The sequence below is a fragment of the Streptomyces sp. NPDC000345 genome (genome assembly GCF_042898825.1).
Taxonomy (GTDB): Bacteria; Actinomycetota; Actinomycetes; order Streptomycetales; family Streptomycetaceae; genus Streptomyces.
Window position 1 is genome coordinate 43,018 of record NZ_JBIAZE010000025.1, and the last position, 20,264, is coordinate 63,281.

Here is a 20,264-nt window from a genome sequence, read left to right on the forward strand (position 1 = left end):
GGGGGACTCACGTGGAAATCTTCTTCTACATCATCCCGTCGTTCATGATCGCGGTGATCCTGCTCGCGATGTACACGGTGATCAGCCGCTCCCGCCGGGCCACCCGGGCCTGGGGCAGCGGGCTCACCGCCGAGGCGCGCTGTCTGCGGACGTACACGACGACCAGGACCACCGGGGGTGAGCACCGGCGGGTGGTGACGACCCTGCACCACGTCTACGAGTTCACCACCCGGGACGGCCGTACGGTGCGGTTCGAGGAGGAGAACGGCCCGGGGACGATCCTGGAAGGTGACATCGTCACCGTGTTCCATCCGGCCGACCGGCCCGAGCAGGCCACGGCCAGGCCCCCGGCGCACGGGCGGCTCTTCGCCGAGTCGGGCTGTCTGCTGGTCTTCCTCGGGGTGGCGCTCGCCTTCTGCGTCGGCTTCATCATCTCCGTCGACGCCGCGTTCTCCGTCTGGGACGAGGTCCGGCCGTAGTCATCTGACGCTGCGTCAGCTACCGTGCGCCCTCATGGAGTCCGTCGCCGAGCTCGTAGCGCAACGCTGGGACGACCACCGGCCGGGACTGTGGTGCGGGGACCCGGAGAACTCCGTCCTCACCCACCACGAGGTCGCGGCCGAAGCCGCCGCCCGGGCCGCGCTCCTCGCCGACCTGCTGCCCGCGGGCGCCCCGCGGCACCTGGGGGTGCTGCTGGACAACACCCCGGAGTTCCCGCTGTGGCTGTCCGCCGCCGCGCTCGCGGGTGCGGCGGTCGCCGGGATCAACCCCACCCGGCGGGGCCCCGAGCTGGCCCGGGACATCCTGCACACCGAGTGCCGGCTGCTGATCACCGAGCACACCCACCTCCCCCTCCTCGCCGGCCTCGACCTCCCCGGGGTCCGCGTCCTGGTGACGGACACCGAGGAGTACGCCGCTCTTCTCGCGCCGTACGCGGCCGCCCGCCCGGACCCGTCCCGGGCCGCCCCCGCCGACCGGCTCCTCCTCTACTTCACCTCCGGCTCGACCGGCGCGCCCAAGGCCGCGATCTGCACCCAGGGCCGGCTGGCCGCCGCGGCGCGGTCCCTGGCCGCGCAGTTCTCCGTGACACCGCACGACGTGCACTACGTCTGCATGCCGATGTTCCACGGCAACGCCGTGATCGCCGACTGGGCGCCCGCGCTGGCGGCCGGCGCCGGGGTGGCGCTGCGGCGGCGCTTCTCGGCCTCCGGCTTCCTGGCGGACGTACGCCGCTACCGGGCCACGTACTTCACCTACGTCGGCCGCGCGATCCAGTACCTGCTGGCCACCGAGCCGGGCCCCGACGACCGGGACCACGCGCTGCGGCTCGGCTTCGGGACGGAGGCGGGGGTGGTGGACGCGGCGGCCTTCGAGCGGCGGTTCGGGGTGCGGCTGGTGGAGGGCTACGGCTCCTCGGAGGGCGGCGCGGCCGTGCAGTGGACGCCGGGGACACCCGCGGGGGCGGTGGGGCGGGCGGGGCCCGGGCTCGCCGTCCTCGATCCGGAGACGCGGCGGGAGTGTCCGCCGGCCGTTCTCGACGCCGCCGGGCGGCTGCTGAACGGGGACGAGGCCATCGGTGAGCTGGTCAATCGCGGGCCGAACCCGTTCGAGGGGTACTGGCGCAATCCCGAGGCCGAGGCCGAGCGGCGCCGCGACGGCCTGTACTGGACCGGCGACCTCTTCTACCGCGACCCCGACGGCTACCTCTACTTCGCCGGCCGGACCGACGACCGCCTCCGCGTCGACAGCGAGAACCTGGCCGCCGCGATGATCGAGAACATCCTCGCCCGGTACGAGGGCGCGGACGCCGTCGCCGTGTACGCGGTGCCCGATCCGGTGACCGGCGACCAGGTGATGGCGGCGATCGCCGGGCGCTTCGAGCCCCGCGCCTTCGCCGCGTTCCTGCGGGCCCAGCCGGACCTGGGGACGAAGATGGCACCCCGGTTCGTCCGCGTGGCCGGGCGGATGCCGGTCACCGCCACGAACAAGATCCACCGGGCGCTGCTCAGACGGGAAGGGGTGCGGTGCGCCGACCCGGTGTGGTGGCGGCCGCCGGGGGAGGAGACGTACCGACGGCTCACCCGGGAGGAAGCCGAGAAGGTCGCCCGGGACGAGGCCGAAGGGCCCCTTGTGCGCAGGGGAGGCGCTTCGTGACGGAGGTGGGCGGCGGAGCCCCCACCGTGCGGGGCGCGGATACGACGATGGCGGCTCGTGTCCGCGCTTTCCGCGAACAGGAGCCGCCATCGTCATCGTGCGCCGCCAGGGACTCGAACCCCGGACCCGCTGATTAAGAGTCAGCTGCTCTAACCAACTGAGCTAGCGGCGCATGACTCTCGCCCTCCGCTCTGTGGCGGCCGGCGACAGAGAAAATACTACCCGGTCCGCGGGGGTGCTTCCGACCACGTTTCCGACCCCCTAGATCGCCAGGGACAGCAGCACCGGCGCCGCGTTCCTGTTCAGCGCGTCGGCGGCCTGGCGGAGGCGGTGCACGTGGGCGACGGGCAGGGACAGGGCGAGGCAGCCGACGGAGGAGCCGGCGGTGATCGGGACGGCCGCGCAGACCGTGCCGACCGCGTACTCCTGGAGGTCGAGGTGCGGGACCGTGGGCGGCTGGGACTCCAGGCGGGACAGCAGCAGCCGGTCGCTGGTGATGGTGCGCGAGGTGAGGCGGGCCATCTTGTGCCGGGAGAGATGGTCCCGCCGGCCGTTGTGGTCGAGCTGGCCGAGGAGGCTCTTGCCGAGCGCGGTGGCGTGGGCCGAGAAGCGGAAGTCGACCCACTCGTGCACGGCGGGCGTGGCGGGGCTGTCGGCGTACTGGGCGATGGTGACCTCGCCGTCGACGTACCGGCTGACGTAGACGGCGGCGCCGATCGAGTCGCGCAGCCGGTCGAGCGTGCGCTGGAGCTGGTCGCGCAGGGCCTGCTGATGGCCCTGGGCGGACCCCAGGCGGGCCAGCGCGTCACCCGCGACGTACGCCCCGTCGGTCACCTGCTCGACGTAGCCCTCGCGGCGCAGCATGCGCAGGAGCGTGGTCAGTCGCTCCGCGCCCAGGCCGGTCTGGCGGGCGAGCTCGGCGTCGGTGACGCCGGTGGAGTGCCGGGCCACCGTCTCCAGGACGCGCAGCGCGTCCTGGGTCGAGTGGTACGGCGTGGTCGGCTCGTGCTTCAGCGCCACGGTCCCCCCTGGTCGCTTCTCTGGCCGTGTCCATGGCCCATGAACCATGAACCATGATCCGTGATCCTGGCAGCGAATCATCTCCACCATAACGGCCAAGGGGGCGGAAGGAAGGGGTTGTTGGCGAGAATGTGTTGCACCTTCGGACCTCTCAACTGCGACACTGGCCCTCTGGCATATGCCTAAGTCATGTCCCGCCACCGGAACCCCGGCCGGACCTGCCCCCTTACAGCACCGCGCTCAGAAATTCCCGCGTCCGCTCCTCCTCCGGCGCGCTGAAGATCTTCTCCGGCGGACCCGCCTCGACGACCCGGCCCGCGTCGAACATCAGTACCTGGTCGGAGATGTCCCGGGCGAAGTTCATCTCGTGGGTCACGCACAGCATCGTGATGTCGGTGCTGCGGGCGATGTCCCTGAGGACGTCGAGGACCCCGGCGACCAGCTCGGGGTCCAGGGCGGAGGTCACCTCGTCGAGCAGCAGGATCTGCGGCCGCATCGCCAGGGCCCGCGCGATCGCCACCCGCTGCTGCTGCCCGCCCGACAGCCGGGACGGCTTCGCGTCGCACTTGTCGGCCAGCCCCACCAGCTCCAGCAGCTCGCGCGCCCGCGCCTCCGCCTCGTCCCTGGACAGCCCGAGCACGGTCACCGGCGCCTCGGTGACGTTTCTGAGCACGCTCATGTTCGGGAACAGGTTGAACTGCTGGAACACCATCCCGATCTTCTTGCGGACCTCGCGGACCTGCTGGGGGGGCGCCGGGAACAGCCGCTGCCCGTCCACGGTGATCGTGCCCTCGTCGGGCCTGGTCAGGGTCATCAGCATCCGCAGGATGGTGGTCTTGCCGGAACCGGACGGCCCGATCAGGGTGACGTGCCTGCCCGGCTCCACGGAGAAGTCCAGGTGATCGAGGACGGTGTGGTCGCCGAACCTCTTGGTGACCTGCTCCAGTCGTATCAGCTCGCTGGTCTGCTGCTTCTTCAGGGCGGGGGTGGTGTCAACGGACAAGGCGTCGCTCCAGGGTGCGCAGAAGGAGGGAGGCGAGAGAGGAGATGACGATGAAGGCCACGCCGATCACCGTCAGGGGCTCGGTGAACTGGAAGTGCTCCTGGGAGAAGAGCTTCGCCCGGCCGAGCAGGTCCAGCACGGTGATCACCATCAGCATCGGGGTGTCCTTGAGCATGGCGATCACGTAGTTGCCGAGCGCCGGCACGACCCGGCGGACCGCCTGCGGCAGGATCACCACACGCCAGGTCCGGCCCCTGGGCAGGTTCAGCGCGGTCGCCGCCTCCCACTGGCCGGCGGGCACGGCGTCGATGCCGGCCCGGTAGACCTGCATCGTGTACGTCGAGTAGTGCAGCCCGATCGCCAGGACTCCGGTGGTCATCGCCGAGAGGGTCACCCCCCACTCGGGCAGCACGTAGAAGAGGAAGAACAGCTGCACCAGCAGCGGGGTGTCGCGGACGAACTCCGTGACGATCCCCACGGGCCACTGCACCCACCTGGTCGGCGTCCGCATCAGCAGCGCCCACACCAGCCCCAGCGTGAACGAGATCAGCGATCCGAGGGCGAGCGCCTGCAGGGTGACCAGCAGCCCCTCCCAGAACAGCGGCATGAAGTCGCTCACGGCACTCCAGTCCCAGTTCATCGGACCACCGCCTTCAGCCGGTTCTCAAGACCGCGCATCAGCCGCGTGAGCAGGAACGCGATCACGAAGTAGAGGAGCAGGACGTACGTGTAGATCTGCGCGCTCTCCTGGAGCGCGAGCCGGACCAGGTTGCCGCTGAAGGCCAGGTCGCCCATGCCCATGACCGAGACCAGGGCGGTGCCCTTCAGCAGCTCGACCAGCAGGTTGGAGAACGGCGGGATCATCTCCGGCACCGCCTGCGGCAACAGGATCTTCCGCATCCGCTGGCCGGGCGTGAAGCCGAGCGCGATCCCGCCCTCCCGCTGCGCCGGGTCCACGGCGGCGAGCGCCCCGCGCACGATCTCCGCGCCGTACGCCCCGTAGGTGAGGCCGAGCGCGAGGGTGCCCGCCCACATCGGCACCAGCTGCCAGCCGAAGGCGGGCGGCAGCACGAAGAACACCCAGAAGATCATCACCAGCGCCGAGGTCCCACGGAACACCTCGGTGTAGAAGCCCGCGAGGAAGCGGACGATCCACAGCCGGTGGGTGCGCGCGATCCCCACGGCGAAGGCCACCACGGCCCCCAGCAGGGCGCTGAGGACGAGGAGTTGGACGGTGGTCCAGACCCCCTTGAGGACGAGTTCCCAGAGTCCCGAGGTCATCCGCCGCAGAGCTCCTTCGCGGTCAGGTCCGTCATCTCGGCCTTCGTGAACCCGAAGGGCCGCAGGATCCGGAACAGCTCCCCGCTCTTCTTCAGCTTCCGCAGCTCGGCGTTGAAGGCGTCGCGCAGCCGCGTCTCGGTCCGCCGGAAGGCGAAAGCGCCCCCGTCGACATGCGGCTTGCCGTCCACGAGCGGGGCGAAGGGCCTGGTCGACTCGGTCCTGCCCGACTTCTTGACGATCTCGCGGACGGTGAGGGCCGTGCCCGCGAAGACGTCGACGCGGCCCGCCTCGACCGCGTTCAGCCCGGCCACCTGGTCCGGCACGATGAGGATGTCGCTCTCTTCGTACCCCGCGTCCACGGCGTACTGGATCTCGGCGTAGCCGGTGCCGGTGGCGAACTTCGCGCCCTTCTTCACGACGTCCTGATAGCTGTGCAGCCCCATCGGGTTGCCCTTGCGGACGATGAACGCGTCCAGCATCTGGTAGTCGGGGTCGGCGAAGATCACCTGCTCGCAGCGCTCGGGGTTGACGTACATCCCCGCCGCCACGGCATCGAACTGCTGGGAGTTCAGCCCGGGTATCAGCGAACCGAACTCGGTGGGCACGGGCTGCACCCTGTCCACGCCCAGCCGTTTGAAGATCACCTTCGCCAGCTCGGGCGCCTCGCCGGTGAGCTGCCCGTCCTTGTCGATGTACCCGAACGGGATCTCGCCCGCGATGCCCAGCCGTACGACCCCCGCGGCGCGCAGCCGGTCGAGGAGGTCGCCGCCGTCCGCCGTGGACGCCGTGGCCACGCGCGAACAGCCCGCGGCGCCCAGCGCGCCGAGCGCCGCCACCCCCGCGAGCAGCGACCGACGGGTGGGGTTCTCGAGGTTTCCGGATTGTCTGTTCGGTGGAGCCATGGCGGCGCGGCTACCCGGGGCCATCCGAGTTATGCGGGAGCGTCCTGTGAGGAGAATGTGGGGAGAGTCAGCGGCCGGGCACGTATCCGCGCTCTTTGTCGACCACGTTCTTCAGCGGTCTGCCCGCCGCCCACCGCTCGAACAGCTCCACGAACTGCGCGCCGAGTTCGTCGTGCCGGCCGACCGTGCCGCCGCTCATGCGCGGGGACACCAGCAGGCCCGGGACCTGCCACAACGGGCTGTCGGGAGGGAGGGGTTCGGTGGCGAACACGTCCAGGGCGGCACCCGCGATCCACCGGCTGCGCAACGCCCGTACGAGCGCCTCCTCGACGACCAGACCACCGCGGCCGACGTTCACGAAACAGGCGGACGGCTGCATCACGCCGAAGCGGCGGACGTCGAACATGCCGTACGTCTGCTCGGTGAGCGGGGCGGCCGCGACCACCCAGTCGGCGCGGGCGAGGAGACGGTCCAGGTCCTGGGGGCCGTGGATGCCGGTGTGCGGGACGCGGCCGACGAGCGCGGTGGTCATGCCGAGCGCCTTGAGGACACGGGTGATCGCCCGGCCGACCGGGCCCGACCCGACGACCACGGCCCGGGTGCCGGCCACCCGCCGGCTCTCCCGGGGCCGCCACTCGCCGCGCCCCTGGAGTTCCCAGGTGCGCGGCAGGTCCTTCGCCATCGCCAGGACCAGGGCGGCGACGTACTCGGCGACCGGCTCCTCGAAGACGCCCCGGGCGTTCGTCACCACCGTGCCGGACGCGGCCAGCTCGGGGCACATCACATGGTCCACGCCGGCGCTCGCCGTGTGCACCCAGCGGGGCCGCGGCCCCTCGCCCGGCCAGGCGGCGCGCACCGCGTGCGAGGTGACGTCCCACACGAGCAGCACATCGGCCCCCGGCAGGAGTTCGCCGAGCGCCGCGCCGTCGCAGTGCAGCACCCGCACCCGGCCCGTGAGACGGCCGAGGCGGGGGAGGGGATCGGCGTCGAGGACGAGGAGCGTGGGAACGGCGGCCATCCGGTGCCTTCTCCGTGACCAAGGGCCTGACGTGCGCGGACGGAACACGGTCGCACCCCCGCCCACGACCGTCAACACGGCCGGACCGCCAACCAGGTGAGGATGCCGACGGTGGGCTGCGCCGACTGGGTACCCGGGTACTGCCGGAAGAACAGCAGCAGCAGGAAGGCTGGACATGACCGCACTCGGACTTCTCCACCCGGGCCACTCGGCCGAGGACGACTACCCCCGAATCGAGCAGCTCCTGGGCAGTGACATCCGGGTGGACCTCGTCCGCACGGACCCCGGTACGGACCTCGCCGAGGACGCGCACCAGGGGGACGCGCTGCTGCGGCTGGGCGCCCCCCACCGGATCGCCGCGGCCGTCGAACGACTGCGCCTGTCGGGCGCCGAGGCCGTCGTGTGGGCCTCCACGAGCGGCAGCTTCGGCTACGGCTGGGAGGGCGCCCACGACCAGGTGCGCACCCTGGCCACGACCGCCGGGATGCCGGCCTCCTCCACCTCCTTCGCCTTCGTGCACGCGGCGCGGGAGCTGGGGGCGGCGCGGGTCGCCGTCGGGGCGACGTACCCGCGGGAGGTGGCCGCCCGGTTCGCGGAGTTCCTGCGGGCTGGCGGCGTGGAGGTGACCGCGGTGCACAGCGCCGGGATCGCCACGGCGGCCGAGGCCGGCGCCCTCGGCGAGGCGGAGGTGCTCGCCCTCGCACGGGCCGCCGACGACGCCGGCGCCGAGGCGGTCCTGCTGCCCGACACCGCCCTGCACACCGTCGCCTGCGTCCCCGCCCTGGAGAAGGAGCTGGGCAAGCCCGTCCTCACCGCCAACCAGGTGACCGTCTGGGAGGCGCTGCGGCTCACGGACCGCCGCGTGAACGCGCCGGGGCTGGGCGCGCTGTTCACCAGGGAGCCGATCGTGCAGGTGTGAGCGGCCGGGAATAAACGGGGACACCCTCCTGTTAGCCGGGTGCGGACAGCGCAAGCCCGAGAACAGGAGGCCCCCGTGGCGGCAGACGAGTTGGCGGACGAGACGGCTGCCGGAACGGTACGGGACCGGGCGGCCTCGGACGGGATCCGGGGCGCCGCCCTCGGCAGCGCCCCCACCCCCCTTTCCGTCCTCGACCTGGTCACCGTCGGCTCCGGCCGCACCGCCACGGACGCCCTGCGCACCGGCGTCGACCTCGCCGGGCTCACCGAGTCCCGCGGCTTCCACCGCTACTGGGTCGCCGAGCACCACTCGATGCCGGGCGTCGCCTCCTCCTCGCCCGCGGTGATCCTCGCCCACCTCGCCGCCCACACCGACCGCATACGGCTCGGCTCGGGCGGCGTCATGCTGCCCAACCACGCGCCCCTCGTCATCGCCGAACAGTTCGGCACCCTGGAGGCGCTCGCCCCGGGCCGCGTCGACCTGGGCCTCGGCCGCGCCCCCGGCACCGACGGGGCCACCGCGGCCGCCCTGCGTCGTACGGACACCCTGAACGAGGGCGCGGACGACTTCCCCGAACAGCTCTCCGAGCTGATCCGTTTCCTGGACGACGACTTCCCCGACGGGCACCCCTACCGCCGTGTCCACGCCGTGCCCGGCCCCGTCCAGGCGACCTCCCCCGGAGGCGTCCAGTCCCGGCACCGCCCGCCGGTCTGGCTGCTCGGCTCCTCCGGCTTCAGCGCCCGCCTGGCCGGACTCCTCGGTCTGCCCTTCGCCTTCGCGCACCACTTCTCCGCGCAGAACACCGTTCCGGCCCTCGACCTGTACCGGCAGTCGTTCCGTCCCTCCGCGGTGCTCTCCGAGCCCTACGCCCTGATCGGCGTCTCCGTCCTCGCCACCGACGACGCACACGAGGCCCGCCGGCAGGTCCTGGCGACGGGGCTGAACATGGTCCGGCTGCGCACCGGCCGCCCGGGTCTCTTCCCCTCCCCCGAGGAGGCGGAGGCCCACCGGTTCAGCGAGCTGGAGCGGGAGTTCGTCGACTCCTGGACGGCCAACATCGTCCACGGCACCGCCGACGAGGTCCGCACCGGCCTCGACGACCTGCACAAGCGCACCGGCGCCGACGAACTGATGCTCACCAGTCACGCCCACCGCGGCGAACTGCGCCTGCGCTCCTACGAACTCGTCGCGAACGCCTACGGATTGCCCACCACCTGACGCCCGGCGCGATACGCCGCCCACCGGTGGGACGGCCGCGGACGGCCGAGACCGCCCACCGTCTCGGCAGCCGGCCGACGACCGTCCGCCTGCCGTCCGCCTGCCGAACCGGCGGCTGCGGCGGCCGGGCGCGCCGGCCGATCGGGCGGCCAACGGGTTCCCGGGCGCCGCGCCGGACGGGCGGCCAGTGGGTTCCCGGGCGCCGCGCCGGACAATCGGGCGGCCACCGGGCTCCCGGGCGCCGCGCCGGACGATCGGCGGGTGACTGCGGGGTTGCCGGGCGCGCCGGACGAAGGGCGGTCAACGGGTTCCCGGGCGCCGTGTCTGGCGAGTCGGCGGCTCCGGTCGCCGGGTGACGGCCAGTCCGGTGCCTTTCGCGGCACGAGGGCGACCCGTCCCCGGGGGAGGTGCGGGCCTGGATCGCCGTGCGCGCCTGATGTCCTGGGACTGCTGGTTTGCCGGGTGGGTGGTGCGCTGCCGGCTCCGGCCGCCGGGCGCCCGACCGACCGGCGCCCATGGAGTGCCCAGCCCCCTTCGCTTCCCGGCGCTCCCGGCTCGCCGGTCGCGCGCCGAACCGGCGCCCCCGGGTATCCTTCCGCCGGCCGATCCGGTGGCTTCCCGTTTGCCGTCGGCCTCCCCGCCCCGGGCCTGCGGGATACCGTCCGCGTGCCCGCCCCGGGCCTACGGGTTGCCCCGGGCCTACGGCCCGCCGGGCCTACGGCCCGCCGGGCCTACGGGACGCCGACCGCGCGCCCGCCCCGGGCCTACGGGTTGCCGACCGCCTGGCGGTCCGGGCCCGAGGCTCGTAGTTCGGAGATGCGGTCCGGGGACACCGCGCGGGAGTACAGCCAGCCCTGCCCGGTGTCGCAGCCGATGCTGCGCAGGCGGTTGGCCTGGGCGGCGGTTTCCACGCATTCGGCGGTGACGGTCAGTCCGAGCCGGTGGGCGAGGTCGATCATCGCCTCGACGACGACCTCGTCGGCCGGATTGGGCGCCGCGCCCGTGCCCTCGTACTGGAAGCCGCGCACGAACGACCCGTCCAGCTTGAGCACCGACACCGGCAGCCTGCTCAGATAGGCGAGGTTGGAGTAGCCGGTCCCGAAGTCGTCGATGGCGATGTGCACGCCCATGTCGCTGAGCGCCTGCAGGGCCTGCAGCGGCCGTCCGGCCGAGCCCATGACCGCCGACTCGGTGAGCTCCAGCTGGAGCAGATGCGGGGGCAGGCCCGTCTCCGCGAGGATCTCCGCCACGTCAGCGACCAGGTCGGAGTCCCACACCTGACGGACCGCCACGTTGACGCTGACGAACAGCGGCGGCTCGTCCGGGCGGTCCAGCTGCCAGGCGCGGGCCTGACGGCAGGCGGTGGCCAGAATCCAGCGGCCGAGCGGGACGATCGAGCCGTCCTCCTCGGCCAGCGCGACGAACCGATTCGGCGGCAGGGAGCCGAACCGGGGGTGGTCCCAGCGCACCAGCGCCTCGACCCCGCGCAGCTGCCCGTCCGCCATGCCGACCAGCGGCTGGTACTCCAGGCGGAACTCACCGCGTTCGATGGCGGGCCGGAGGGTGGAGGCGAGGGCCTGGCTGGTCATCAGATGCGCGTTGCGCTCCGGGTCGAACAGCGTCCAGCGGTCCTTGCCGTCCACCTTCGCCCAGTACAGCGTGGTGTCGGCGGCCTGCATCAGACCGGTCGCGGTGGTCCCGGCCGCGTGCCGCTCGACGACCCCGATCGACGCGGAGACGTTCATACGCTGCCCGGACAGGTCGAACGGCGCCTGCAGCGACTTCAGCACGGACTCGGCGAGGTCGGCGAGCTGTTCGGTGCCCGTGGAGTCCTCCACCAGCAGGGCGAACTCGTCGCCGCCCAGCCTGGCCACCAGCGGCACGCTCGGCCGGTTCTGCCCGGCCTCCTTGGCGCAGTCCGTGAGCCGGTCGGCGACGGCGGCGAGCAGCCGGTCGCCGACACGATGGCCGAGAGTGTCGTTGACCGCCTTGAAGCCGTCCAGGTCGAGATAGCACAGGCCGATCCGGCCGGTTCCGCTCTGCTCGTACGACTCCGCCTCCAGCGCGGCCGACACCCGCTCGAAGAACAGGGTGCGGTTGGGCAGCCGGGTCACCGGATCGTGCATCTGCAGGTGCCGCAGCCTCGCCTCGAGGTCGCGGCGGTCGCTGACGTCGGCGACCGACAGCAGCACCCCGGGCATGCCGTCGTCCAGCGGGGACACGGTGACCTGCGCCCAGAGCGAGCGCCCGTCGGGGTGTTTCAGGCGCCGGATGCAGCGCAGTTTCGCCTGCCGGCCGCCGAGCACCTCGCGATAGGCGTGCCAGGTGCGGGCGTCGGAGGCGAGGTCGAGCAGATCGGCGGCGACCCGCCCGACCAGGCCCGCGCCCTCGCCGCCGAGCAGGTCGCCGAGCGCCTGGTTGGCATCCGCGACCTGGCCCTCGCGATCGACGAGGGCCATGGCGAGGGGCGCAGCCGCGAACACGGAACGGTAGGCCGGGGGGTCGGATCCCTCCAGGCTCTCCGCACAAGTAGCTGCCTGACTGTCACGCTCCGTGACGGCGGACCGGTCGAGGTCTGCCGCGGGCGTCGGCCCTTCGGACGTTCCGCTCACCGCTCGCTCCCGCAGTGCACTCGATCGCTGTCCTGGCAGGAAAGTGTGCCGATCATAGATGCTGCCCCCGGAGTTGCGCAGCCACTGCCCAGTGTCCCGGAACACCCCACCCTTCTGACAGATCGTTTCTGCCCGCAGGTGGACCGGTTCTGCGGGCGGCCGACCGCTTGTGACGTTCCGTGAGAATTCCGGGGGTGTCGGAATTGATGCCCGCTTTCCCCCTCCTCACTCTTCCGGGGCAGGCAAACAGGGCGTAGTGGGACAAATTCCCACAGGCTGAGGGCGGTGTCCCGTGAACCGCCCCCGGAGGTCCGAAGTGCCGCGACTCTTCCCGCGCCCCCGGCTGCGCACCACCGCGGCCATGTGCACCACCCTGTCGGCGCTCGCCGCGATCTCCCTGGGCACCGGCCCCTCGATCGCGGAGCCCTTCTCGACCGAGCCCTGCGCGCTGGAGCGCACCGACGCCCACCACTCCGAGGGCCTCGACACCTGGAACACCGCCTACCCGCGCCCCACCCGCGCCCTCGACGCGGTGATGATCTTCCTGTCCTTCCCGGACGGGGCCCCGGCGACGACCCCCGCCGAACTGGCCGCCGACCACTTCCCGGCCACCAGCCGCTTCTTCGAAGAGGCCTCCTACGGCAGGTTCGCCCTGCGCGCGCACCCCCTGCAGCACTGGATCGGCATGCCGAAGCCGTCCACCGCGTACGCCATACAGCGTGACTGGAACGCCGAGCGCCGCGCCGCCTACCTGCACGACGCCCTCGCCGCCGCGGACGGCGAGGTCGACTTCTCCCGCTACGACGTCGTGTACTTCGTCGCCGACCCGGACGCGCCCGGCGTGGACTCGGACGCCACGAAGGTCGTCAACCTGGAGGTGCCCCTGCACGCCGACGGCACGGACATCCGCCGTGTCGTCACGGTCTTCGAGAAGCACCCCCCGGACCGGCTCGTGCTGGCCCACGAGACCGGGCACGTCTTCGACCTGCCCGACCTCTACCACCGCCCGGTCGACGGCAAGGGGGACTGGGACACCTACGTCGGCGACTGGGACCTGATGGGCAGCCAGTTCGGCCTCGCCCCGGATCTCTTCGCCTGGCACAAGTGGAAGCTGGGCTGGCTGGCGCCGCGCCAGGTGGTGTGCGTGTGGAGCGCGGAGCCGACCCGGCTCACCCTGGAACCGCTCGGCGCCGGACCGGGCGTCCCCGTCGCCGACGCCTCCGGCGCACCCGCGTTCGGGCTCGGCGACGGCGTCAAACTGGCCGTGGTCCGCACCGGCCCCGGCACCGCCCTCGCCTTCGAGGCGCGCGGGCCCGTCGGCAACGACCACGCGGCCTGCCGCGCCGGCATCCTCGTCTACCGCGTCAGCAGCGACGCCCAGTCCGGCCGCGGTCCGGTCGAGGTGATCGACGCCCACCCCGGCACCGAGGCCTGCTGGGAGTCCTCCGTCTATCCGCCCCTCGCCGACGCCCCGGTCGCCCTCGGCGAGACCTTCACGGTCCCGGGCGACGACGTGCGCGTGGAAGTGGAGGACCGCACCCCCTCCGGAGCCTGGACGGTGAAGATCACCGGGCCCAGGTCCTAGACATGCGAAAGGCCCCCCGCTTTCGCGAGGGGCCTTTGCCGTCTGTGCGCCGCCAGGGACTCGAACCCCGGACCCGCTGATTAAGAGTCAGCTGCTCTAACCAACTGAGCTAGCGGCGCCTGCTGACGTCGTAGACCTTAGCATCCTGGTCGGCGGGAGGAAAAATCGATATCCGCACGGCCGCGCGGGCCGCCCGGACGGCCGCCCAGAGCAGTACCTCGGGGCCCGGCAGCCAGGGCTGACGGCAGTCCGGGGCGACCACCCAGCGGGTGGGGCCGTGCTCCCGCGCCGGGGTGAGCGCGGGCACGGTCACCGCGTCCCCGGTGCCGTGGCACAGCAGCGGCGGCACGGATCCCGTACGGCCGTCCCGCCGGCCGTGGGCGCCCCACTCCTCCCAATCCAGCAGGGAGGGCAGCCGCTGGGCCGTGCCCGGCGCGGCGAACATCAGCATCCGCCCGCGGAACGCCGCCACCGGTCCCGAGCCCGGCCCCTCGTCCCACAGCCGGTCCAGCATCAGCCGCCCGAACATCGCGGGCGCGCTGACGACGTCGAACACCGAGCCGCAGGGCAGCACGACCGGGGCGTGCGGCCGCTCGTCCCAGAGGGCGAGGGTGCTGCGCGGATACGTTCCGGCGGAGGCCAGCCAGACGGCGCCGTCCGCGGTGACACATGCGCTGCTCATGCCGACCGGTCTACCGGCTGTGAGGAGGCGATTCCCGAGAGTTGCCGAAAAGCGGGACAGGGGGCCGGGAGGGCGAGTATCTTGCCCGCCTGGCATATGCCGGGTGAGGTTGTGCGGTCACCCCTGTCCCACGCGTCCCACACGTCACACCGGGTCGACGTGCCCCCGGCCCTCCACGTCCCCGCGCAGCAGATCCCGGCCGAACTCGACCATCTTCTTGGCGTAGTCCTCGGTCCACTCGGCCCGCTCGGCGATGTCCGCCGGTGTCAGCCGGTCGAACCGGCGCGGATCGGCGAGCTGGGCCGCCGCGACGGCCTGGAACTCCACCGCCCGGTCGGCCGCCGCCTGGAACGCCACCGTCAGCTCCGTCGCGCGCGCGAGCAGCGCGCCCGGGTCGTCGATCGACTCCAGATCGAAGAAGTGCTCAGGATCACCGGCCGCCTCCGCCGGCTCGAAGAGCAGGGGCGCGGGGCGTAGCCGCGGTTCGTTCCGACGCGGCGTGGGCTCCGCCATGTCTTCTCCTCCTCGTACGGTTCGGATGCCGACCGCCTTCCATTGTCCCCCGGTGGCGCAAGAGGCCGTCGGCCCCGGAGTCTCAAGGCTTCCACGCCACGCGATGTTCCCCGAGATGCGCCAGCACCGCGTGATTCGCCTCCCATCCGTCCGGGAACTTCACGAGCGTGCCCAGCTGGACCGGCTCCGTCGACGGATAGTCGTCCAGCAGGTCGCTCACCCCCGCCCGGCAGACCACGACGCACGCGTGCCGGTGCCGGGAGGCCAGGACGCACAGGCGGCCCGTCTCCAGGTGGAAGGCGGTGGCGTCGGGGCGGCCGGAGAGGGGGTGGAGGATCACCGTGACGTCGAACTCCATCCCCTGGAGACGGTTCGCGGTGTCCACCGTGACGTCCTGGACGCCCAGCTCGGCCAGCGCCGCCCGCACGGCCGCCGCCTGGTCGCGGTGCGCGGTGCCCACGGCGATCCGGCCGGCGGTCAGCGGCGTCGGCTCCGGCGAGCGCTCGGAGACGGCCGCGCCGCCCCGGTCCAGCAGCCGCCGTACGACCGTCGCCACCGCCCGTACCGCCTCGGGGTCCGTCCGGGGCGTGTGCCGCGCGGGCAGCTCCAGCAGTCCCCAGCCCGATTCCGCCGCCTCGTCGATCACCCGGTCGGGACCGGAGCCGTCCGAGGGGACACCGAAGGCCAGTCGGCGGTCGCCGTGGCCGGTGCCGCTGCGGAACGGGGTGTACGGGTAGAAGGCGTCCGAGACCAGCGGGGCCGCCGACGCCGGGAGCCGCCAGGACACCGGCAGCCGGTGCTGCGGCAGCTGCGGGTTGTGCGCCAGCAGCGTCGTCACCGCCGAGGCCGACGGGTCGTACGACAGGCCCGCCCACTGCTCGCTGCCCACGATCGCGAACGGGTCCAGCTGCCCCGGGTCGCCCACGAACAGCGCCCGCTCGAACAGCCCGGCCACGGCCAGCAGCCCGTCCGACCGCATCTGGTACGCCTCGTCCACGATCGCGTGCCGCCACGGCTCGTCGACCTTCACATGCGCCCACTTGGCCGCCGTGGAGATGACGACCGGAAGGCCGGCCAGCTCCCCGGCCTTGGCCGACTTCCTCACCTGCGGCAGCCCGTCCAGCGCCTTGTCGTACGGGTCGGCGTCGCTGCTGTGCAGCCGGCCCACCGGCAGCTCGGGGCTCTTCTCGGCGAGCCGCAGCACCAGGTCGTCGACCTGCGCGTTGGTCTGCGCGACCACCATCAACGGGCGCCCCGCGTCGGCGAGTTCCAGTGCCGCCCGGACGACGAGCGTGGACTTGCCCGCGCCCGGCGGGGAGTCGACGACCACCCCGCGCGCGGTGCCGTGCAAGGTGTCGCGCAGGATCGCGTCGGTGGCGCGGGTCGCGGCGGTACCGGGGTCGAAGACGGCCTCGGTGGTCACAGCAGGTCCTCCTGGGTGACGGAGTCGGGGGCTTCGGGCGTCTGCTCGCCGGGCGGTCCGCCGTGCGTCCACGGCGTCTCCTCCGGGTCGGGCAGCCGGGCGCCGCCGCGCTGCTCGTGCTCGAAGAGCGTGAAGCACAGCAGATCGCCCTTCTCGGGCACCGACCCCTCCTCGGGCTCCTTGCCGCGCCCCATCCTGTCGACGACGCGCAGCACCACCAGGCCCTCGTCCGCCTGCTCCACGAACTCGGCCGCCTGCGGCTTCCCGCCCAGCGACCGGTACACCTTCGCCCGCTCCCCGAGATGCGGCCGGTCGTCCGTGCGGACGGTGACCAGCGGGCGCGGGCTGGGCCGCTTGCTCTCGCTGTACGCCATGACGACGTCGACGACCTCGCCCGCGAACGCCTCCCCGGCCAGCCGCCGCCCCGCCATCACCAGCGGGTCGTCCAGGGCCTCCTGGGCTTCGAGCCGGGCCTGCTCACGCTCGCGCGTCGCCAGTTTGTTCGCGGCGGTCACCGCGTCGTCGCGGCGCGGCTGCGGGGGTTCCCCCGCCACGACCCGGTCGCGGTGGCCGGTGAACGACCAGCGGTCGCGCGTCCACCGCTCCTCGACATGCGCCCCCTCGGGCAGTTCCCGCAGCAGGTCGAGGCCCCGCCACACCGCCTCCCAGGTGGGCAGCGTCCGGCTCAGCACCAGGTCACGGATCTCCTGCTCGGCGGCGGTCAGCGCGCCCAGCCGGCCGTCGGCCTCCAGGCCGTCCTCCGCGGCCGCGAGGGCGGTGCGCGCGCGGTCATAGCGCTCGATGGCCGGGGCGAGCAGCTTGTTGTCGAAGGCCGGGTCGGTGGCCGGACCGGCCGGCGGGCACAGCAACTGCCCGGCGGCGTCCCGGGCGAGCTCCGCCCGCTGGGCGGCCTCATCGCCCCGCTCGCCCTCCGGCGGGTCGATCCAGGCGAGCAGCGCCCCCAGGTGCTGGTCCTCCAGGGTGGACTGCCCGGTCGCCCAGTGCCGGCCGAGCACCTCGGTGAGCGCGAGGAGCAGCGACGAGCCGGGCACCCGGGCCCGCTCCCCGAAGTGCGTCAGCCACCGGCCGAGCAGCGGCACGCGCGGAGGCGCCGGATGCGGCGTCTCCGGGTCCTGCTCCGCCGTACGCCGGAAGCGCATGGAGCGGCCCAGGAGGCGTACGTAGTCGACGCCCGCGCGGCTCGGGACGATCAGCTGGGGGGCGTCGGCGCACAGCTCGACCTCGACCTTGACGCGCTTGCCGGTCTCCGGGTCGGTCTCGTTGCGCTCGGCGGCCTCCACGGCCTCGGCGTGGGAGTCGATGTACGGCAGGACGACGTCGGCCAGTTCGGCCAGGAACGCGAACCTGAGGTCGCGGTCGCGGGGCTGCGGTACGACGAGCAGGCGCGGCGCGTCCCGGTCGGTGCCGACCAGTGCGCCGAGCGGGGCGCCGGCCTCACCGGCGGTGGTGAGCGGCACGAGGACCAGCGGCCGGCCGGACAGATGCCGGTGCCGGACGGTGGCGGCGGGCTGGGCGCGGCCGGTGGCCACGGCCTCGAGGCGGGCGAGGGTGGCGATCAGCGACACGGGGGCACCTCCGGGCGGGCGCCCCGGCGACGGACGGCGAGGGTCACCGGGCGGTACCTCCCGCCGTCACACGGCCCAGTGCCTCGGCGCGCAGCGCGGCCGCTCTCCGGAGCGCCGCCACCGCCGGGTCGTCCGGGTCGCCGCTCTCGCCGCGCGCGGCGGCCAGGACGTCCTCGACGGTGGTCAGGCCGCCCAGGTCGGCGCGGACCGAGCGGCCCAGCGTGGTCACGGCGCCGGCCCCGCGGGAGCGGTCTCGGCAGTGGAACGCCAGCTCGCAGGCGGCCAGGCACTCCGGCGCATAGGTCGCCGGCACGGACTCGACGGCCGCCGTGAGCTGCTCGGCGGGCAGCTCGGGGGAGAAGCAGGTGCCCTGGGGGAGGGCGTCGGCGATGTCCTGGATGCGGGTGAGCCGGGCCAGCTGGCGGCTGGTGACCGCGCGCTGCTTGCGGATGTCCACGGCGGAGGCGGTGGGCAGGTTGGAGAAGTCCTTGGGGCAGACGAGGAGGATCCGGTGGCGGACCTTGGGCGCCGGGTCGAGGCGGGCGGCGACCTCCTCCAGGGCCAGCACGTACACGGCGGCCTGGCGGGCGGCGGCGCCCACCTTCGCCGGGTCCGCCGAACCGTCCAGCATCGGGAAGGACTTGATCTCCACGACCGTCCAGCTGCCGTCCGGGTGCACCACGACCGCGTCCGGCTCCAGGAAGGCCGGGGAGCCGGCGACGTCGAGGGCGAGCATCGGGTGGTCGAGGAACGTCCAGGTGCCGAGGGCGTGCTCGGTGGCCTCGCGCAGCGCCAGCGCCGTACGCGCCGTGCGGCCTTCGGGGCCCGCGGCGGCGAGGTCGGGGGTGCTCGCGGTGGCGGGCGGCTCGGCGCCGGGGTCCAGCCGCTCGTGGACCAGCCGCAGCAGCTCCGCGCCGCCGTCCGCCTTCACCTTCGCCTCGAACGCGTTGCCCCGGGTGAGGGCGAACTGGGACTGTCCGAAGGCCGCCGGGGAGCCCAGGGCCCCCGCCAGCGCCGCTTTGTTCACCCCGGCGCCGTCGAGGATGGCGCGGCGCTTGCAGCCGGGGTTCGCGGCGAGGGCCGCGAGGGCACGGGCGTCCAGCGCCTTGGCCGGTACGTCGGGGCCGCGCAGCTCAGCGAGCCGCCGCCGGAGCGCCGTCCCCCGCGTCCGAGGGGGAGGCACCCGGGTCGGTTCCTGGCCCGAACCGTGACTCGCGCTGCCATGGAATTCGCTCACCCGTCGAAGTCTGGCATCCGCCACTGACAATCGAGGCAGGTGTGCCCCGGGAGTCCACCGTGACGGCGGCCGCGGCCGGGGACGGGGCACCTCCCGAGAGGGACGCCGAGAGGGCGGGGACACGGGCCGCGAACGCCGTCCGGAGCCGGTCCGAGGTCCGCGTCACCAGCGGCGTCAGCAGCAGCCCGGCCGCCATCACGGCCGCGCCCGCGACCGCGTCGAGGAAGTAGTGGTTCGCGGTGCCCATCACCACGATCGTCGTCAGCAGCGGGTAGAGCACGGCCGCCGTCCTCGCCGCGCGTGTGCGGCCGTGGCGCCACAGCATGATTCCGCACCACAGGGACCAGCCCACGTGCAGACTCGGCATGGCCGCGTACTGGTTGGTCATCCCGCCGAGCCCGCGCGGTGCGCTCGCCTCGCCTCCCCACCAGCCCCACGAGCTGTACTGGGCCATCGTGTCCACGAAGCCGTGCTCCGCCGAGAGCAGGCGGGGCGGGCAGGTGGGCAGGAGGGTGAAGCCGATGAGCCCCATGAACGTGGACGCCATCAGCCAGGTGCGGGCCGCCCGGTAGTGCAGGGAGCGGGAGCGGAACAGCCAGACCAGGATCACCGGGGTCACCAGGTAGTGCAGCGACGCGTACCAGAAGTCGGCCGGGACGCCGATCCACGCCTCGCTTCGGAACAGGCGGTTCAGCGGGTGCTCGGCGTTGATGTGCAGGACCTTCTCGATGCGCAGGATCGCCAGGCCGTGGTCGACGGCGGTGCCGACGTCCCCGCGCGCGAGCAGCCGGCCCGCCGAGTAGCAGGCGTACACCAGCAGGATCAGGGGCAGCTCGGTCCACCACCGCAGCCGGATCCTCGGGGCCGCCTCGGTGCCCGGTGTCTCGGTCTGCGGCATCCGATCGCCTCCCCCTTCGTGTCGCTGACTGGTCGCTGCGGTTCCCGTGGCGCGGGACGTGTCACTTTACGGCGTATGTGCGCGCCCTCTCGGGGCGCCCCCGGCCCTCAAAGACGCTGGGATCGCCCGCCGGGTTGCCCCGTCTCAGGGTGAGCGATGATGGAGGGGTTCCGCCTCTGTTTTCTTCCCTGATCCGTCCCAGGGTTTCCCCGG

General features: G+C 73.1%; 18 protein-coding genes and 2 tRNA genes. 5 read left to right on the top strand and 15 right to left on the bottom strand.

The genetic code is table 11. The features are described from left to right. Positions 1-11: 11 nt before the first annotated feature. Both ACFY30_RS37915 and ACFY30_RS37920 read left to right on the top strand, forming a co-directional pair. Positions 12-479 carry a DUF3592 domain-containing protein gene (locus ACFY30_RS37915; RefSeq protein ID WP_390849693.1) on the top strand — a complete coding sequence of 156 codons (468 nt, stop codon included), beginning with the start codon at positions 12-14 and terminating at the stop codon, positions 477-479. A gap of 34 nt (positions 480-513) precedes the next feature. Next, positions 514-2,154 carry an AMP-binding protein gene (locus ACFY30_RS37920; RefSeq protein WP_390849694.1) on the top strand — a complete coding sequence of 547 codons (1,641 nt, stop codon included), beginning with the start codon at positions 514-516 and terminating at the stop codon, positions 2,152-2,154. A gap of 98 nt (positions 2,155-2,252) precedes the next feature. Here ACFY30_RS37920 and ACFY30_RS37925 read toward each other — a convergent pair. The 7 genes from ACFY30_RS37925 to ACFY30_RS37955 all read right to left on the bottom strand — a co-directional run bounded on the left by ACFY30_RS37925 (position 2,253) and on the right by ACFY30_RS37955 (position 7,378). After that, positions 2,253-2,326 (bottom strand) — tRNA-Lys (locus ACFY30_RS37925). Positions 2,327-2,415: 89 nt separating this feature from the next. Continuing rightward, a complete protein-coding gene (locus tag ACFY30_RS37930) occupies positions 2,416-3,174 on the bottom strand; it encodes an IclR family transcriptional regulator (RefSeq protein ID WP_390849695.1) in 759 nt (252 codons plus the stop codon). Positions 3,175-3,400: 226 nt separating this feature from the next. Next, the gene (gene ehuA, locus ACFY30_RS37935) at positions 3,401-4,177 is read right to left on the bottom strand and encodes an ectoine/hydroxyectoine ABC transporter ATP-binding protein EhuA (protein ID WP_390849696.1); all 777 of its coding nucleotides are present in this window, start codon (positions 4,175-4,177) and stop codon (positions 3,401-3,403) included. Next, positions 4,167-4,817, bottom strand: coding sequence for an ectoine/hydroxyectoine ABC transporter permease subunit EhuD (ehuD, locus tag ACFY30_RS37940; RefSeq protein WP_390849697.1), 651 nt, complete (start codon positions 4,815-4,817; stop codon positions 4,167-4,169). The genes ehuA and ehuD overlap by 11 nt, the downstream gene beginning before the upstream one ends. Next, positions 4,814-5,458: an ectoine/hydroxyectoine ABC transporter permease subunit EhuC gene (gene ehuC / locus ACFY30_RS37945; RefSeq protein WP_390849698.1), complete on the bottom strand. Its 645-nt coding sequence runs from the start codon at positions 5,456-5,458 to the stop codon at positions 4,814-4,816. Before ehuC ends, ehuD begins: the two co-directional genes overlap by 4 nt. Then, positions 5,455-6,360, bottom strand: coding sequence for an ectoine/hydroxyectoine ABC transporter substrate-binding protein EhuB (gene ehuB / locus ACFY30_RS37950; RefSeq protein WP_390849699.1), 906 nt, complete (start codon positions 6,358-6,360; stop codon positions 5,455-5,457). Before ehuB ends, ehuC begins: the two co-directional genes overlap by 4 nt. A gap of 67 nt (positions 6,361-6,427) precedes the next feature. Continuing rightward, a complete protein-coding gene (locus ACFY30_RS37955; protein WP_390849700.1) occupies positions 6,428-7,378 on the bottom strand; it encodes a D-2-hydroxyacid dehydrogenase in 951 nt (316 codons plus the stop codon). Positions 7,379-7,553: 175 nt separating this feature from the next. On the opposite strand from ACFY30_RS37955, the gene ACFY30_RS37960 reads away from it, so the two are divergent. Both ACFY30_RS37960 and ACFY30_RS37965 read left to right on the top strand, forming a co-directional pair. Further along, complete coding sequence (locus ACFY30_RS37960; RefSeq protein WP_390849701.1) at positions 7,554-8,297, top strand: aspartate/glutamate racemase family protein; 744 nt, start codon at positions 7,554-7,556, stop codon at positions 8,295-8,297. Positions 8,298-8,372: 75 nt separating this feature from the next. Continuing rightward, positions 8,373-9,515 (top strand): LLM class flavin-dependent oxidoreductase, encoded by a 1,143-nt coding sequence (locus ACFY30_RS37965; RefSeq protein ID WP_390849702.1) that lies wholly within the window; start codon positions 8,373-8,375, stop codon positions 9,513-9,515. Between the two features lie 764 nt (positions 9,516-10,279). On the opposite strand, the gene ACFY30_RS37970 is transcribed toward ACFY30_RS37965, so the two are convergent. After that, positions 10,280-12,127, bottom strand: a complete 1,848-nt coding sequence (locus tag ACFY30_RS37970; RefSeq protein ID WP_390849703.1) for a putative bifunctional diguanylate cyclase/phosphodiesterase — start codon at positions 12,125-12,127, stop codon at positions 10,280-10,282. 316 nt (positions 12,128-12,443) lie between these two features. On the opposite strand from ACFY30_RS37970, the gene ACFY30_RS37975 reads away from it, so the two are divergent. Beyond that, positions 12,444-13,712 (top strand): M6 family metalloprotease domain-containing protein, encoded by a 1,269-nt coding sequence (locus tag ACFY30_RS37975; protein WP_390849704.1) that lies wholly within the window; start codon positions 12,444-12,446, stop codon positions 13,710-13,712. A 45-nt stretch (positions 13,713-13,757) separates the two neighbouring features. Here ACFY30_RS37975 and ACFY30_RS37980 read toward each other — a convergent pair. The 7 genes from ACFY30_RS37980 to ACFY30_RS38010 form a co-directional block, all read right to left on the bottom strand. Then, positions 13,758-13,831 (bottom strand) — tRNA-Lys (locus tag ACFY30_RS37980). Continuing rightward, on the bottom strand, positions 13,822-14,394 hold the full coding sequence (locus tag ACFY30_RS37985; protein WP_390849705.1) for a bifunctional DNA primase/polymerase: 573 nt from the start codon (positions 14,392-14,394) through the stop codon (positions 13,822-13,824). Before ACFY30_RS37985 ends, ACFY30_RS37980 begins: the two co-directional genes overlap by 10 nt. A gap of 144 nt (positions 14,395-14,538) precedes the next feature. Next, positions 14,539-14,907 (bottom strand): hypothetical protein, encoded by a 369-nt coding sequence (locus ACFY30_RS37990; RefSeq protein ID WP_390660119.1) that lies wholly within the window; start codon positions 14,905-14,907, stop codon positions 14,539-14,541. Positions 14,908-14,989: 82 nt separating this feature from the next. Further along, positions 14,990-16,330 (bottom strand): AAA domain-containing protein, encoded by a 1,341-nt coding sequence (locus ACFY30_RS37995; protein WP_390849708.1) that lies wholly within the window; start codon positions 16,328-16,330, stop codon positions 14,990-14,992. Next, the gene (locus tag ACFY30_RS38000) at positions 16,327-17,916 is read right to left on the bottom strand and encodes a hypothetical protein (RefSeq protein WP_390849710.1); all 1,590 of its coding nucleotides are present in this window, start codon (positions 17,914-17,916) and stop codon (positions 16,327-16,329) included. The genes ACFY30_RS37995 and ACFY30_RS38000 overlap by 4 nt, the downstream gene beginning before the upstream one ends. A 43-nt stretch (positions 17,917-17,959) precedes the next feature. Continuing rightward, positions 17,960-19,099 (bottom strand): hypothetical protein, encoded by a 1,140-nt coding sequence (locus ACFY30_RS38005; protein WP_390849711.1) that lies wholly within the window; start codon positions 19,097-19,099, stop codon positions 17,960-17,962. Continuing rightward, positions 19,050-20,051 (bottom strand): phosphatase PAP2 family protein, encoded by a 1,002-nt coding sequence (locus ACFY30_RS38010; protein WP_390849712.1) that lies wholly within the window; start codon positions 20,049-20,051, stop codon positions 19,050-19,052. Before ACFY30_RS38010 ends, ACFY30_RS38005 begins: the two co-directional genes overlap by 50 nt. Positions 20,052-20,264 lie beyond the last annotated feature (213 nt).

What these genes read in the sequence shown, in the direction of transcription:
- ACFY30_RS37955 (WP_390849700.1), bottom strand. Translation starts at nt 7,378, where the DNA reads ATGGCCGCCGTTCCCACGCTCCTCGTCCTCGACGCCGATCCCCTCCCC.
- ACFY30_RS37990 (WP_390660119.1), bottom strand. Translation starts at nt 14,907, where the DNA reads ATGGCGGAGCCCACGCCGCGTCGGAACGAACCGCGGCTACGCCCCGCG.
- ACFY30_RS38010 (WP_390849712.1), bottom strand. Translation starts at nt 20,051, where the DNA reads ATGCCGCAGACCGAGACACCGGGCACCGAGGCGGCCCCGAGGATCCGG.
- ACFY30_RS37920 (WP_390849694.1), top strand. Translation starts at nt 514, where the DNA reads ATGGAGTCCGTCGCCGAGCTCGTAGCGCAACGCTGGGACGACCACCGG.
- ehuB (WP_390849699.1), bottom strand. Translation starts at nt 6,360, where the DNA reads ATGGCTCCACCGAACAGACAATCCGGAAACCTCGAGAACCCCACCCGT.
- ACFY30_RS37960 (WP_390849701.1), top strand. Translation starts at nt 7,554, where the DNA reads ATGACCGCACTCGGACTTCTCCACCCGGGCCACTCGGCCGAGGACGAC.
- ACFY30_RS37985 (WP_390849705.1), bottom strand. Translation starts at nt 14,394, where the DNA reads ATGAGCAGCGCATGTGTCACCGCGGACGGCGCCGTCTGGCTGGCCTCC.
- ehuC (WP_390849698.1), bottom strand. Translation starts at nt 5,458, where the DNA reads ATGACCTCGGGACTCTGGGAACTCGTCCTCAAGGGGGTCTGGACCACC.
- ehuD (WP_390849697.1), bottom strand. Translation starts at nt 4,817, where the DNA reads ATGAACTGGGACTGGAGTGCCGTGAGCGACTTCATGCCGCTGTTCTGG.